Below are 16,750 nucleotides of genomic sequence, written 5' to 3' on the forward strand. Positions count from 1 at the left end.
GTAATAAAATTTTCTGCCGTTTTATACGCTGGTAGCAAATCATTTATCAATAGAATATAAGAAACTGTTTTTTAAAAACAATACGTGAAGTTAAAGCGTAAGAAAGATTTCGATTTTAAAAACGTGACCTGTCTACTAACAAATTAATATAAAAATCTATAAAATTATGCAAACGGAAGAATTAGATTTTTTTATCATATCGCTTATTATAGTAACATTTCAAGAAGGAACAAAAATATCTTGTAATTTTTATACATCTATTATGACTTTTTTATAATATTTAAATTATTTTAGTTGTGATTTTTTTCTAAATATACAAATTAAACTGAATAACAACTATTTTATATAACATCTAATTTAGTCAATATTGCTTTTAAATTAATTTATTATGAAATAAAGGCATTTATTTGTTTTTGCTTTACTTATAAGATAAGGAATTAAATTAAATAAAACGCAAGCATCTTTTGTATAATCTTTCCCATTTACTAGATTTTCGCTTTGAAAAAATAAAAAGTATATTTCTTAAGTGTTTCTTAATTGTTCTGATTACCCTCACTATATAGATATAAGGCTCCATTGCCTAAATTTTGTTTCAATAAAAAACTGCACTGGGTGATAATTCCACCAGTACAGACATTTCTATAGTTCTTTATTCAAATTTTTCATTCTCTCAACACCATCCCGGTTGATCTACAACATCATAACTCTATTACATACTCCTTTTCAGCTCATCCCGAATTCGCCGGTACTGAATCACTGGACCATCTCCGGGCAAAAGATTTTCTTTTGATATAAAAGATGAAGCTTTCGGTTTTTGAGTCGTCACTACACGCTTATCCTGGCGCTCGATGATCCTGTTACCATATTTCCCAGACCAGGCGATTAGGCTATTAAGCGGACGAAACCCGGATACCTGACAATAAAACCGAATATAGAGAATCGTGTTTTCATCATCCACCGGAGCAAAATAAATAATAACTTTCATCGTATCACTTATATGGTTCATCCAGAGATTGGGAAACATAAATTTAAGGTAGGTCGATTTAATTTCACATTCTTCAGCCGGTTTAGGGGATTGACCGGTGTCCACCTCATTATTGGCGCTGGTCACCAGGCCGCCGGGTACAAACTCCACCTTTGGTCCGTTAACCAGGGTTTTATTCCCCCGACCAATCGTATTGTGATGAACAAACGGAAGGTGGATCACATCCAGCTGATTTTCGATACTGCGGGAATAATGGGTGTTCCAATGATCCTCCATTTCGCTGAAGGAATAGGCATCGTTAATATCAGTACCAAAAAAAGGCAGTGTGTCTGTCATTTTATCAGGCTCTCCAAACCATAGATAAATAATATCATTTTTTTCTCGCACCTCATATTCTATGACATTAAATCGACTTAAATCCTCGGTCGATGCCTTACCGCTTGCCGGAACACAAGTACAGCGACCTTTGTGATCAAACTCCAGGCCATGAAAAGGGCACTGAATACAATCGCCTTTTACTTTTCCCTTGCTGAGCGCCGCCCCTCGATGACTGCACTGGTCTACGACACACCCCAACTCACCACCAACATTTCGAAACAGTGCCAAGTCCAGATTAAGCCGTTTAACAGCCAGGATCTGTTCCGCTTTCACTGCTCTTGACGGCAGGATGGCATACCATTGATTAGGTATCATAAACGCTCCTCTTTTCTATCTAAAATTTTTCCTTTCTTTATATACCCGTTCAAAGCCCTATTTATCACTCATTATTGCCATCAAAGGTTCCGGCTTAGAAAACAGATATCCCTGAATGATCCGCAAATCTGTTTCTTTAAGCTTTTCAAGTTGTTCTTCTGATTCTACCCCTTCAACTACAATTTCGTACCCATATAGTTTAGCAATTTCACAAAAAACTTTCACCAGCTCAAAATCCTTTTCATCAGTCAGAATTTTATCGATAAAAGATTTATCGATTTTAAGCTCATCAAATTCAATCTGAACCAAACTGTTAAGTGAGGAATAACCCGTTCCAAAATCATCAATGGCTGTTCTGACCCCAATCTGATGGAGTTTTTTAGTAATTTTCTGAATTGTTTCAATATCCGAAACAAAAACATCCTCGGTGATCTCAAGAATCAGTTTTCCCGAAGGAACCAAAAATTTATTAAGTGCCTGACTGATTCGATCAAATAGATTGGTATTTAAAAAACTGGAAGGGGTTACATTAATCGATAAATCAATATCCTCTCCGTATTTTTTACATAGACCATCGTACTCTTCAAGGGTCCTTTCAATCATATAGTCAGTAAAATCATCCGTCAGATTCATCTCCACGATTAAGGGTAAAAAGATCCCCGGGCTTATCATCCCCCGCTTCTTCGAGTGCCATCTGGCCAGGGCTTCGACACCAACAACTTTTCCGGTCATATAATCCACTTTTCTCTGGTAATAGGGAATGATTTCATGCTGCTCCATGGCTACTGACAGTTCCTCAAACAGCTGAATTTTTTCTTCCATTTCCGTTTTCATTTTATTCTGATAAACTTCTGAGTAGGTAGTCGCGGAGTCCTTAATCAGTTTCATAACCAGCGTCGCTTTTTCATAAAGTGCTTCAAAAGTATTGCCATGTTCGGGATACATGGACACCGTAATCCTAAAAGTAGCCGTTACAGCAAAGCCCTCATTATGAATAAACTGATTTAGTCCGTCTTTTAAATATTCAATAGAAACCTTTATATCTTCTTGATTGTCGATCTCCATCCACAGGCAGAACTCATTACTTCCAGTTCTTGCACAACAGTATTTCTGATTATAGGTTTGTAAAAATCGCCCGACTTCTTTAAGAAGATCATTCCCTTTATCGTAACCCATCAGGGCATTGATCGTTTTCAAACCTCTAATATTAATCAAAACAAAGGCTGCTGACTTAACCTTCTCATTAATTCGACTATCGAGATAATTCTTCATCCAGTAGAAGTTTGGTAGTTGGGTCATTTCATCATGGTAGGCCAAATAAGCAATTTCTCGATTTTGAGTTCTTATCTTCTGGTCTCTTTCTTTTAAGTAATCAATCATCTGATTATAGCCATTAACCAGATATCCCAGTTCATCATCAGTACTATCGACATCAAGTATCTGATAGGTTCCCTCTTCCAGCGCCTGCATTCCAGAGAGCAGGCTTGAAATCGGTTTTGTAATGGAATTGATATATCGATTAAACATTAATATGATAATTCCCAATAAGGCAAGGATTGATAAAAAAGTTGTCAATAGAATCTGATTTGCATCAGAATTAAAATCAACAGCATATGCCGTGGCTACAATAATCCAATCCCATCGTTCAAAATACATACCAAAAGAATATTTTGCACCAATTTCATCAGAATTAAGCAAATACCAGTCGTATGTCATAAAACCGCCGTCTGCATTTTCTTTGGCAAGCTGAATCTGTTCCTGGACAATATATCGCTGACTATTGGTTGGCTCAGCCACATCCCAGACATAAGATCCTTCCAGTGCGGGATGCATCACTTCAGTCCCCCGGCTGTCGTAAATAAGAAAATAACCATTATTTCCCAGATCAACGACATTATCAACATTACGGGTTCCATCGGCATTAAAGGGCCCCAATAAAATTTCTTTAGCGTCTTCTTTTGCTTCTTGTTCAGTTTTAAACCCCTTCTCACTTTCTTCATATTGGAGCTCAATAATGTCTAAAGCCTGGTGAACACTATTTTCAAGAATCTGACGGCCTTTTAAGTTTAAAGCATTCTGGGCAACATAAAAACTGGTGAACCCAATAATCACCGTCGCCAACAATAGAATGATACTGAAATGAACCACTAATTTTTTATGAAATGAATAGCTTAAGAGTCGCTTCAACATATTATCACCATTTTGTTCATATTTATAAATAGATTATAACAGATGAAAATATTATATCCAAATACTAATAAAATTAACTTTTTTAAGAGTTGTATTCACTTAAACAAATGGACTCATTCCGTTTGAATCTCGGCTTTATACACGGATCAATCCCATTCTTCTGCTACTTCACTTTTGCTTGTTGTTTTTATATCATTTTCATTGCTTTTATATCATATTATAAATCATTTTTTTATTTACACTTAGATTTTTACTAGGGCGTGTCTGAAAACAAAATCTTTACAATCACCACAATGCGTTTTAAAATAAAACCAAAACGTTGGGAGCACGATAATGCCATCAAAACGCTATGAAATTACAGACGAACAATGGGAACAGATTAAAGCTTTATTTCCCAAAGCGAAAACTGGTCGACCGCCAAAAGATAATCGGTTAATCTTCAACGCAATTTTATGGATTGCGCGAAGTGGTGCTGCGTGGCGAGATCTTCCCGAACGTTTTGGTTCGTGGAAAACGGTCTACAGCCGTTTCTGTAAATGGCGTGATGACGAAACACTGGCAAATATTTTTCATGCCTTAAATACCGATGCTGACTTTGAAAATCTCAGCATTGATTCAACCATTGTAAAAGCGCATCAGCACAGTGCTGGTGCTAAAAAGGGGCTGTAAATGCAGAAGTGAATCAATACATCGGTAAAAGCCGGGGCGGTAACACGACTAAAATTCACGCAGTCGTCGACGCTCTGGGTAATCCGATTCACTTTGAACTTTCAGGCGGCCAGATTAGCGATAATACCGCTGCAATTGGTCTACTGGCAAACATTGAAATCAAAAATGCCAACATTTTGGGTGATAAAGCTTATGGAACTAAAGAGATCCGGACTTATATCACTTCACAGGGTGCAACCTATACAATTCCGCCAAAGTCAAACACCAAAGAACCCTGGGACTGTGACTGGTGGCTTTATAAAGAACGCCATCTGGTTGAATGCTTTTTCAATAAAATCAAACATTTTCGTAGAGTTGCGACTCGTTATGACAAGCTGGCATCTTCGTTTTGTAGCTTTGTTTACATTGCTGGCATCTGGCTTTTGTCAAAATAATTGGTGTTTTGACTTTTCAGACACACCCTAGTAAATTTCAAAATTTTACTTAATTTAAAGTAATATTTATAAAATAATTGGGTAACTAATATGCTATACTTGAATTAAATTCAATTAACATTTTGCAAATCATTTTAAGTGAAAATTACTTTTAGAAATTTTAACCTGGGAGGGTAGTATGAGAAGTATTTTATCAAAACTGGTTGTCTATTTTTCGGCCATGATCTTAGGCGTCTGTGTCATTTTTGCAGGAATTTCAATTTATAGTACATCGAACTCGGTTATCGATGAGGTTGAACATTCGCTAGTTTGGAAAGCAGATGATGCGGCGGAGATCATCAAGGGACGTAATGAACAGAACTACATTTATCTTGAAGGAATCGCCGCCACAAATATGATTTCATCTTCAAGCGTAAGCATTGATGAGAAAATGGCTCTACTTCTAAACATAGTTGAAGAATCTGATCGCTTTACACGGATTGGTGTCTCCGATTTAGCGGGAACCCTTTATCTGTCCGACAGCTATGGTCTAAGGGGGCAGACTGTTGACATTACAACGCGAGATTATTTCCACGCATCTGCTGCCGGAGCTCGTGGTATCATGAATCCGGTTCTCAGTGTTAATCCTGATGATAATGGCGGATTAGTCATGGTTTACTCCGTTCCAATCTACGAAAACAGCCAAGTTAGCGGAGTCCTGGTAGCTGTTGCCGACGCCGCGTTTTTAAGTGAAATGGTTGATGAAATGACCTTCGGTGAAACTGGTAAAACCTTTATCATCGATGGAACCGGTACTATGATTGCTTCTGTAAACCGGGAATTAGTTCAAAATACATTTAACCCCATCACATTAGCAGAAACAGACCCTGCTTATACTGCACTTGCAGAAGCCGAAACTTATGTCCTTAACAATGAAACAGGTACGATTGTCTATGAATTTAACGGTATCGAAAGATACGCCGGCTTCTCCCATATCGAAGGGATCGACTGGTATGTCCAGACAGAAATCAATACCGATGAAGCACTTGCCGTCATACCAGCCCTGACAACCACGATTGTCATTGTTTCAATTATAATTCTTTTACTCGGCATCGGCATCTGCTATCTGATTGCCAGACAGTTCTCTACCCCCATCAAAAAAGTTAACGAGATGCTTTCTGAACTTTCAAAGGGCCATTTAAGCGCCCGGCTGGAACAACACTCCAATGATGAAATTGGGCAAATGAGCCTTTCAATGAATCAGTTTGCCGATGAGCTCCAAAATACCGTTATCGCTTCAATGAACCGGATTTCTGAAGGTGATGTTTCAATGGATATTGAAATTCTGGACGACCAGGACGAAATTCGACCAGCCCTTAAACAGACTATCGATTCCGTCCGTGGATTGGTCGAAGAAACCACGACTCTATCCCAAGCCGGTATTAGTGGTCAATTATCAACTCGAGGAGATGCTGAAAAATTCAGCGGCAGCTTCAGTGAAATAATTCAAGGTGTGAATAATACCCTGGACGCTGTTCTTGATCCGCTTAGTATGGCAGCTTCATATCTTGATAATATTGGTCAAGGTATGATTCCGGAAAAAGTAACCAAAGAATACTCTGGTGAATACAATGATCTGAAAACCTCTATTAATGCCTGTATCGATGGACTGGGAGCCATTAAAGAAGGAAATTACATTCTTGGTAAACTTCAGGCCAACGACCTTTCTGAAACTATGTCAGGTCAATACAATGGTATTTATGCTGAAATCGCCGAATCCATCAACGGTGTACAGGATCAGATAGCAAGAATCGTTGCGGTTGCAAGCCATATTACGGATGGCGATCTGTCCGACCTGGCCTTCTTAAAATCTGTCGGTCAGCGCAGCGAAAATGACCAGCTGATCCCGACTCTGATTAAAATGATTGAAATTATCAACGCACTGATCGACGAAGCCGAACAACTGTCACAAATGGCTATTCAGGGTAATTTAAGCTCTCGCGGTGATACGGATCGTTTCCCTGGTGAATTTGCTAAAGTTATTACCGGTTTCAACCATACTCTGGATGCGGTTCTTGCTCCGATCGAAGAAACCTCCCAAACCTTAAAAGAACTCGCTCAAGGTAACTTAAGCGTCTCAGTCAAGGGTGATTACCAGGGCGACCATGCCAACATCAAAAACGACCTGAATCAGACAATCACGTTCCTGAAACAGTATGTGGATGAAATTACTCAAACCCTTGAAAAAATGTCTTCCGGTGATTTTAACCAGGAAATTACGACCTCTTATAAGGGTGACTTCAGACCGATCAAATATTCACTTAATGGAATTTCCGATAGTCTAAGTGATACCCTTAAAGAAATTGGTCGTTCGGCAGACCAGGTTCACGCCGGTGCCCAGCAGATTTCCAGTGGCGGACAGGCCCTTGCCCAGGGAACTACCGAACAGGCAAGCTCTATTGAAGAATTATCGGCTTCTATTGACGAAGTTGCCAATGAAACAAAACAGAATGCCAAACGGGCAAATGAAGCCAATGAACTATCTATCCTGGTTGAAAACAACGCAAAAGCCGGAAATACCCAGATGCAGCATATGATTGAAGCCATGTCAGAAATTAACGATTCCTCCAACAATATTTCAAAAATTATTCGGGTTATCGATGACATTGCTTTCCAGACCAATATCCTGGCCCTTAATGCTGCCGTGGAAGCTGCTCGCGCCGGACAGCACGGAAAAGGATTTGCCGTTGTTGCCGAAGAAGTCCGGACTTTGGCTGCCCGTAGTGCTGAAGCCGCCAATGAAACCACCGGCCTGATCGAGGGTTCCATTGATAAAGTCACGACCGGAACAAAGATTGCCGACGAGACCGCCGAAAGTCTGAAAGAAATTTTAAACCAAATCGAAAAGATTACCGGGCTGATTGCCAACATTGCCAAAGCTTCCAATGATCAGGCTTCCGAAATCGCCCAAGTCACTACCGGTATCGATCAGGTTGCAAAAGTTATTCAGACTAATTCTGCCACGGCAGAAGAAAGTGCCGCAGCCAGCGAAGAACTTTCCAGCCAGGCTGAGCTTTTAAACAACATGGTACAGGCTTTTAAACTAAAACGGGAGTCTTCAAATACACAAGCCACTAATTTTGCTGCAAGGCCAATTAAGGATTCAGGCCCGTCATTATCTGAACAAGCCAGCGAAAACATTGAAATCCAGCTCGATGATTTTGGATTTGACCATTTCGATGATGATAAATATTGATCTAAGTCTTAAAGAAAAATAAAATATTATTTTCTGACTAAGGTAATTCCTGCTTGTTTCGATATATAATAAAAGAGAGTCTTCTCAAAAGGGGGTGTTACTATGTCAGACTCCGTTAAGGTCAATCAGATCCAGAGCCAAAACCAGGCAAACGCTATGGCACGGCAGAGTGAAAAAGCCCAGCAGAATAAGCAGAATCAGGAAATCACCAATGAAGTTGCTGCTTCTACAAGTGGCGATACAGTCGAACTAACTGCTGGAGAAAAGTTTGATACTGGTATCTATACCATTGACCAAAAAGAAATTGACGCTATCAAACAGGATTTTGCCAAAAATGTCGGTGCTTTCAAAGCCATGGTTTCTTCCATGCTTGAAAAACAGGGCCTAAAGTTTACTAGTCTCGAAGATTTAATAAAAGCCTTGAAAAACGAGGATGGAGAATCTTCTATCAAAGTTGACGCGGAAACCCAACAGGCAGCTCAAGAAGCGATCTCCGAAGACGGCTACTGGGGCGTTAAGAAGACATCAGAGCGAATACTTAACTTTGCCAAGGCTTTGTCCGGTGGTGACCCTGATAAAATCGAACTGCTTAAAGGCGCTTTTGAAGACGGTTTTGGGGAAGCCAAAAAAGTTCTCGGCGATGAACTTCCTGATATTACTCAGCAGACTTATGATGCGGTTATGGAAGGTTTTGATAAGTGGGCTAATGAGAGTGCCGAATCCTAATTAGTCGGCTGTAGCGAAAAAGCTGTCGAAAGACCTATTGGTTTTTCAGACAGCTTTTCTTTTTTTATGCATGAGAATCATTTTTATCTATAATAGATCAAATAGAATTATTTTTACACTATCTCGATTAAATGCTTCTTAATACCCATTATAAGGGCATTTAGTGATTTCACTGAAACCACATTCCAATAATTTGACAAATTAATGCAATTTTGTTATAGTAATATCATAATAATTGTGAAGTATATGTTTTGAGTAATTATTTGCCAAGCTTTTATACGTATGTAAATGTGGATAAAAGTAAATCAAAGTTAATAAAAATGAAATTTGCATAGAAAAACAACTACTAGAACTGGGGCTTGTGTAGGATCTTATGGTCATGCACTATACTATTGAGCAAATGTGCTAAATGGTATAAAGTGAGTTATGATAACGAAGCTTGGAGCACTCTAATTCTGTGAAAACAGAGTTAGAGTGCTCTTTTTTTATGGTTTTCCTCGGTATTGAGACAAGAAAGGTAAAAAATGTTACAAAAAATTAAAATGACAAAAGACAGACTGAATGAATCCAATGATCGAATTTCCGTATATGATGATTGGTTCAAATGGCAATGGCAGATAAAACATACGATCCGAAGTATTGAAAATGTTGAAAAAATTTTAGGTATTCAGTTTTCAGAATCTCGAAAAAGTGATCTTCAAAAAACAATTAGTCAATTCCCCATGGCTATTACGCCATATTATCTCTCTCTGGTGGATCCTGCTGATTATGAAAACGACCCGATCTTCAAGCAGTGTTTTCCTGATCCCAGAGAATTGAATCATGCAAGCTGTGACTTATCCGATCCGCTTCATGAGGAAGGGGATAGTCCTGTTTCGGGAATAACCCACCGTTATCCCGACCGAGTTTTATTTCATGTCAGCAATATCTGCTCCATGTACTGCCGACACTGCACAAGAAAAAGAAAAGTCGGAGATACCGATTCCATTCCAAATAAAGATCAGCTTAAAAAAGGCATCGAATACATTAAAAATACCCCGGTGATTAGGGATGTACTCTTATCCGGCGGCGATCCTTTTCTTCTGTCTGATTCACAAATTAACTGGTTACTTGAAGAAATCTCAAAAATTGATCATGTGGAAGTAATTAGAATCGGTACCCGCATCCCGGTCGTTCTGCCTTATAGAATTACTGACGATTTAGTCAGAGTGCTCAAAAAATATGATAATCTCTGGATTAATACCCACTATAATCATCCTAAAGAGCTGACCAGAGACTCACGTGCCGCCCTTAAAAAACTAGCCCAGACCGGAATCCCTTTGGGTAATCAATCTGTTCTACTAAGAGATATTAACGACTGTCCGATGATTATGAAAAAACTTGTTCATCAGCTGGTCGCCAATCGAGTTAGACCTTATTATCTCTATCAGTGCGATTTATCAGAAGGTCTGGAACATTTTAGAACAGATGTCGGTAAAGGAATTGAAATTATGGAGAATCTACGTGGCCATACCAGTGGTTTTGCCATTCCAACTTATGTGATCGATGCCCCAGGCGGCGGCGGAAAGATTCCCTTAATGCCTAATTATCTTATTTCATATTCAACCACTAAAGTGGTCCTTAGAAACTATGAAGGCGTTATTACAACTTACCAGATGCCAGAAGACTACGGTCCGGCGACCTGTGATCGAGATTGCGAGAACTGTAATCTCCAGCTAAAATTGGAACCCCATGAATCTGAAACTCAGCCGATCGGTATTTCAAAACTTTTATGTCACTATGAAGAATCCATCACCCTAGTACCACAAAATCTTGAACGTGATGAAAGAAGGTTGGCCGAATAAGATGAGTCAAGATCAGATTACCCAAAAGGAAAATATTGTCTATCAGCATGGTAAGGCTAATGATCGAATCTATATCATGGAGGTCAACCCGTTCTCAAAGGAGCTTGACATTGATGGCCTGGAGAAGATTGCCCAGCAGAAAGGCTATACAAAAATTATCGGCAAAATCCCTCGCAGTCTTTCTAATGCCTTTGAATCACATCAGTTCGAAAGAGAAGCACTGGTTCCAAATTTTTATAAAAACGATGAATACTGTTTTTTTATGAGCAAATATTTTTCGAAAAGCCGGAAAAATGATCCACAGCAGGAAGAAATTGACGCAATTATTCTGCAGGCTCGAGCTAAAATAATGGATCGCTCTTCGATCCAAAATGAGTACGCTGTCAAAAAGCTTAATACCAGCCATGTATCTGATATGGTCAGACTTTATAAAAAGGTATTTGATAGCTATCCCTTTCCGATTTTTGACCCTGAATATCTCTTGTCAACATTTGATGAAGTCTTTTATTTCGGATTTTTCGATCAGGATAAACTGATTGCATGTGCTTCCTGTGAAACCGATTTTAAAAACGGCAATGCTGAAATGACTGACTTTGCTGTTTTACCCGAATACCGAGGTGCTAATCTGGCAGTCAAACTGTTGATTGAAATGGAAGCCTTTATGCGAAAAAAAGAAATTTATACACTTTATACTATTGCTCGAGCCACTTCTCCAAGCATGAACTGCAGCTTTGGTAAAATGGGTTATATTTATGGCGGCACCCTGTATAACAACACTCAAATCGCCGGTTCAATTGAGTCCATGAATGTCTGGTATAAAAACATTTATTAATTAGTTAAATAGTATTTCTATTTAAATAAATCTCAGGAGGATGAAATGAAAAAAAGAAGATTGTCTGTGCTTATTTTAAGCATCATGTTGGTTGCGCTTTTTAGTGGTTGTGGGAGCTCTAATGCTTCACAAAGCACCTATGAGCGTATTATGGAAGAAGGTGAAATGACTTTCGCTATGACGGGAGCTTACCCGCCCTTTAATTATATCGATGAAGATGGCGAACTGACCGGTTTTGACATTGACATAGCCAATGCACTGGCTGACGAAATGGGTGTTACTGCCGCGCCAATTACGACCGAGTGGGACGGCATTATTGGTGGCTTAACCGGAAATCGCTTCGATATGATAATAGGTAGTATGGCTATCACCGAAGAGCGTCTGGAACAGGTTAATTTCACCAATCCATACTATTATGATGGCGCACAGTTCTTTGCAAAATCCGATTCCGGGCTAAGCAGCATCGAAGATCTGGTTGATGGACAAGTCGGTGTCGTAACAGGAACAACTTTCCAGGATTATTTATCTGATCTTGATAATATTGCCGAAATTGTTCAATTTCAAAGCGATGTCGATAATTTCCAGGCCGTTTCGCAAGGGCGTACCGATGGTCTGGTAACCAGTAAAGCAGTCGGTGCAAGAGCACCTATTGATTATGGGGTCGATCTGGTTCCGGTGGGAGATCTTTTATACTCTGAAGATATTGGTATTGCAATTCGAAAAGATGATACTGACTTATTGGAGGCCGTTAACAACGCACTCAATACAATTATTGAAAATGGCACCTATGATGAGATTAGTCAAAAATGGTTTGGCGTTAACATGCTGGAGAAATAAGTCTAGTTAAAATCCTGCATGGATTCCTGCTGATGAAGCAATGTCATCAGCAGGTCTCCTCATTTTTTGTATAAATCATCAATCGCATTAGGAATCAAAATAATACTAGCACAATAAATTATTCTTCCGATAAAAGGAGTTTTTATGGAATTTTTGAAACAAATATCTTCTTCATTCATCTCATTTTTTTCAACGGTTATCGAGTTTGCTCCAAAGTTTTTACCAGGTGTAGCGCTAACCCTCGAATTAGCTTTCTTTTCAATTTTATTTGGGATGATCATTGGACTTTTCGTTACAATGATGAAAATGAGCCGATTTAAATTTTTTAAAAAATGTATGAACGTCTATATAACTATCATACGTGGAACCCCACTATTGCTGCAATTATATTTTATTTTTTATGGCTTGCCAGGATTAGGAATTATGATTGACAGCTTTCCTTCAGCGGTGATTGGCTTAGCCTTGCATAACGGAGCCTATATCAGTGAAATCTTTCGCGGTGCCATCGAGTCAATCGATTATGGCCAAAATGAAGCTGCCAGATCACTTGGGATGACCAAGCTGCAGGCCACCAGACGAGTTATTCTGCCACAGGCTTTTAAAAGATCCATACCAGCCCTTGGCAATCAGTTTATTATCGCAATAAAAGACTCCTCACTAGCCAGTGTCATTACCATTGCTGAAACGATGTTACTGGCGCGTCAATTCGGCGCTGCCACCTTCAATGTCTTCCCGATTTACTTTACGGCAGGCGTTTACTACTTAGTTATTACTATGGGGCTGACTAAAATTCTGGCACAACTAGAGTTGAAATTAAAAGTTAATGAAAGGTAAAGAGATGATAAAAATAAATAATCTCCATAAGTATTTTGGAGATCTGGAAGTTCTCAAGGGAATTAATTTAGAAGTAGAAGAAAGCGAAGTAGTCTGCTTAATTGGTTCCAGCGGATCAGGTAAAAGTACACTTTTGCGCTGCATCAATTTTCTGGGAACCAAGACTGACGGCGATATCTATCTCGATGGTGAACTCGTGACTAAAAAAGAAATCAATCGGATTCGTCAAAAAGTTGGTATGGTTTTTCAGCGATTCAATCTTTTTCCCCACATGACAGTTCTTCAAAACGTTATTGAAGGGCCTATCACTGTTAAAAAACTGTCAAAGGATGCTGCCGAAAAAATCGGAATTGAGTTGCTTGAAAAGGTTAATCTCAGCGATAAGGCCGACGAATACCCGGCCATGCTTTCTGGTGGCCAGCAACAGCGTGTCGCTATTGCCCGTTCCCTGGCCATGGAACCAAAAGTCATTCTTTTCGATGAGCCCACTTCAGCTCTTGATCCGGAACTGGTCGGAGAAGTTCTCGGCGTTATGAAGGAACTCGCTAAAGAAGGTCGAACAATGGTGATTGTCACCCACGAAATGGGTTTTGCACGCGAAGTCGCCGACCGGATCATTTTTATTCATGAAGGTTTGATCGCAGAAGAAGGCCCACCTGAAGAAATTTTTGAAGCTCCCAAACATGAACGCTTGAAAAGTTTTCTTGGGCAGATTATCGGATAATATAAAATGCTATCGAGATAAAAAGAGTATGTAGAAGCTTCAGATTATTTCTGACTTCATAATACTCTTTCTTTATATTATCATCCCAATATGTAATTTACGATTAATTTAATTTGAGAACCTTTGAAATAGTCTTTCTTTGGAATTATTACATTTTATATATAAACGTTTACAGTTTATCTATGGACTTATCGCCACTTTATGCTATACTATAATTGAATCAAGGATATAGAAAATTATTTTCAGAGATTTCGATCATAGAAAAAACCGATTCTGGGCCAGTAAAATCAATGGGAAAAATAATATTCATCAAAATGATTTTACTAATCATTGTCGGATCTGAAATTCCAAAAGAAAATCAGGACGATATGAACAGCTATTTAAAATGAGTGTCAGTATAGTGGACTGGATACAGTCGTCACAATAAAATAACTGATTGAAATAAATGTTTAAAAAATGATTAAAAGCAAAAGAGATAATCTGGAACAAACACTAGATTGATCTGAAAAATTGGAAACTCAGATATATATTTAAAGGATGAAACAAAATCAGAAGCATTGGAGAAGCAGGAAACTGAAAGAAAATCGAACCTCTCGAAAAGAAACCTCCAATACTGATGAAGAAAATTAGAAATCCATTAAACTTATATCAAGAAAAACAAAAAAAGTAAGATAATCTTTAAACAGAAAAAGGGTTATAACTGGAGATAGTTGGAAGATTTTTGATAATAATAAAAAGGAGGACGAACATGACAATAGTATTTGAAAGCTAAGACCGGTTCTACAGAAACATTTGTGGAATCGGTTTTAGTGCTTTTTGTCTGATTTCGCCTTTTAGAAATTTTAACCAACATATAAATATCCATACAAAAGAATCCGTTCGGAACTTTATATTCCGCCGGATTCTTTTTATAATCGTCAAATAGTAAAATTTACAGTCCAGCACAATTCCTTTATTATCAGCTTATATCTGCAATCTTTTATTGTATAGAATTTTTCACATCCTCTAAGCTATAACCAGAGACCTGTGCGGATATTTCTTTAAGTAGCGTCTGAGCTGGAACCGTCTCTGGAATCTGGAACAAAGTATAGAATTCCGTCTCTTCTATTCCTAATTGGGCAGCTGCTTCCCGAATAGTCATGGATCCCTTTATCCCACTTAGATCATAGGTCCCTGAACTCTCGCCTGCCGTGCTATCAGATGCGGCACCACCGATCTTTGATTTAATTGACTGGAAATCATATCCCGGTGACAAAGTTTGTATTTCACTTAGTAATGTTTGTGCTGGCACTGAATCAGGTATTTCGAATAGCGCATAGAATTCAGCCGCTTCCATTCCCAGGCTATCCATTGCTTCCTGAATGCTCATCGAGCCTTTAATCCCACTGATATCTACGCTTTCTGAGCTTTCTTCAGTTTCAACCGGAATTCCAGTGATGGCAGCTTCCGCATTTTCCTTGGCTGTATCAAAACTGTATTCAGGCACAATCGCTGAAATATTTTTAAATTGCGTATCCTGCGGTACTGTTGTCGGAATAGCCAGCTGCTCGTATACTTCTTCAACCGTCAGTCCAGTCAGATCGGCGGCTTCTTCAATAGTATTATAGCCTTTTACCTCGTAAATCGGGATTGTTTCACCTTCAGCTACCGCTTTTGGTAAAATTTCAAAGTTTCCAGTCAACTGAGCGATTCCAATGGTGCCAAAAAAGATCCCCACAACAATTGCTAATATCGCAACTGGGGCTACGGTCTTCTTAGCCACTTTCACTTCCAGTGCGCCATTAACCGGGCATTCAAGCACACACTCGTTGCAGTTAATACATTCTGCACTGGTAACTTTATCTTCCTGCTCAATTTTAATATTAACTGGACAAACTTTGTCACATTTTTTGCAGTGAATACAAAGACTATTATCTTTTTCAACTTTAAGTGGGCTTATTTTCCCGATAATAGCATAGAGTGCCCCAGCCGGACATAAATACTTGCAGAAAAAGCGGTCATAGAAAAAAGAACCGATCAGAATACCAAATAATAAAATAAAACCAATAATTGCTGTTGGATCCTCTTCAAGACTTTCGCCAATTACAGTGATATGAGAAAAAGCCGCGTATGGATCATAAGGCGACATCCATAGCGTTCCATAATACCAGGCCAATCCCGCCGTTAAAACTAGAACTACATATTTAAGATAGCGTAGTGGTTTATCAATTTTTTCAGGCAGAATGAAGCGTTTTTTGAATATTTTCTGACCAATCTTGCTAAAAAATTCCTGAAGTGCACCAAAAGGACAAAGCATCCCACAAAAACTTCTTCTAAACAATAATGCCAGGACAACCGTCAGAATTAACAGGACCAGAGTCCCCGTGTAAATTTTCTTAATAAAGGTCCCCGTCAAAAGCAGTGTGTAGAGACTTTCAAGCGCACCATAAGGACACAACGCATGAACCGATGGTGCTTTTCCGCCTCCCAGCACCTGATGCATGTAGGATTCATAGATCACCCAGATCAAAAGACCAGCAAGCACCAGCAGTCTTCCCCATTTTGAAACTTTTTTCCAATCCATATTCCATCCCCCTTAAAGATTTAAATGTATTTTAAGTATTAATTATGTCATTTCTGTGTCAAAACATCGATGACATTAGTTGTCTACCCATTTGAAACCCCACAGTAACACTTTTGCCTTTGCTCAAAATAAAAAAGAAGACACATCAATTTTTAGATGGCTTCTTTTTACATAACTTTATCCC

Annotated in this window: 10 protein-coding genes and 1 pseudogene; 8 read left to right on the forward strand and 3 right to left on the reverse strand. The window is 38.8% G+C overall.

Going from position 1 to position 16,750, the window contains the following annotated elements:
• Positions 1-709 precede the first annotated feature (709 nt).
• Positions 710-1,678, reverse strand: a complete 969-nt coding sequence (locus tag Q5O24_13755; protein ID WKY47402.1) for an aromatic ring-hydroxylating dioxygenase subunit alpha — start codon at positions 1,676-1,678, stop codon at positions 710-712.
• A 57-nt stretch (positions 1,679-1,735) separates the two neighbouring features.
• Positions 1,736-3,868 carry an EAL domain-containing protein gene (locus Q5O24_13760; protein ID WKY47403.1) on the reverse strand — a complete coding sequence of 711 codons (2,133 nt, stop codon included), beginning with the start codon at positions 3,866-3,868 and terminating at the stop codon, positions 1,736-1,738.
• Positions 3,869-4,198: 330 nt separating this feature from the next.
• Here Q5O24_13760 and Q5O24_13765 point away from each other — a divergent pair.
• The 8 genes and pseudogenes from Q5O24_13765 (at position 4,199) to Q5O24_13800 (ending at position 14,003) form a co-directional block, all read left to right on the forward strand.
• Positions 4,199-4,971: pseudogene (locus tag Q5O24_13765) on the forward strand (IS5 family transposase).
• Between the two features lie 178 nt (positions 4,972-5,149).
• On the forward strand, positions 5,150-8,206 hold the full coding sequence (locus Q5O24_13770) for a methyl-accepting chemotaxis protein (GenBank protein WKY47404.1): 3,057 nt from the start codon (positions 5,150-5,152) through the stop codon (positions 8,204-8,206).
• Positions 8,207-8,308: 102 nt separating this feature from the next.
• Positions 8,309-8,932, forward strand: a complete 624-nt coding sequence (locus Q5O24_13775) for a hypothetical protein (protein WKY47405.1) — start codon at positions 8,309-8,311, stop codon at positions 8,930-8,932.
• A 524-nt stretch (positions 8,933-9,456) separates the two neighbouring features.
• The gene (gene ablA, locus Q5O24_13780; protein ID WKY47406.1) at positions 9,457-10,776 is read left to right on the forward strand and encodes a lysine 2,3-aminomutase; all 1,320 of its coding nucleotides are present in this window, start codon (positions 9,457-9,459) and stop codon (positions 10,774-10,776) included.
• 1 nt (position 10,777) lies between these two features.
• Positions 10,778-11,608, forward strand: a complete 831-nt coding sequence (gene ablB / locus Q5O24_13785; GenBank protein ID WKY47407.1) for a putative beta-lysine N-acetyltransferase — start codon at positions 10,778-10,780, stop codon at positions 11,606-11,608.
• Positions 11,609-11,653: 45 nt separating this feature from the next.
• Positions 11,654-12,445 carry an ABC transporter substrate-binding protein gene (locus tag Q5O24_13790; protein WKY47408.1) on the forward strand — a complete coding sequence of 264 codons (792 nt, stop codon included), beginning with the start codon at positions 11,654-11,656 and terminating at the stop codon, positions 12,443-12,445.
• Positions 12,446-12,589: 144 nt separating this feature from the next.
• On the forward strand, positions 12,590-13,279 hold the full coding sequence (locus tag Q5O24_13795) for an amino acid ABC transporter permease (GenBank protein WKY47409.1): 690 nt from the start codon (positions 12,590-12,592) through the stop codon (positions 13,277-13,279).
• A 4-nt stretch (positions 13,280-13,283) separates the two neighbouring features.
• Positions 13,284-14,003: an amino acid ABC transporter ATP-binding protein gene (locus tag Q5O24_13800; protein WKY47410.1), complete on the forward strand. Its 720-nt coding sequence runs from the start codon at positions 13,284-13,286 to the stop codon at positions 14,001-14,003.
• Between the two features lie 979 nt (positions 14,004-14,982).
• Here the strand turns inward: Q5O24_13800 and Q5O24_13805 are convergent.
• Positions 14,983-16,566 carry a 4Fe-4S binding protein gene (locus tag Q5O24_13805; protein ID WKY47411.1) on the reverse strand — a complete coding sequence of 528 codons (1,584 nt, stop codon included), beginning with the start codon at positions 16,564-16,566 and terminating at the stop codon, positions 14,983-14,985.
• Positions 16,567-16,750 lie beyond the last annotated feature (184 nt).

The sequence above is a fragment of the Eubacteriaceae bacterium ES3 genome, assembly GCA_030586155.1.
Classification (GTDB): domain Bacteria; phylum Bacillota; class Clostridia; order Eubacteriales; family Eubacteriaceae; genus Acetobacterium.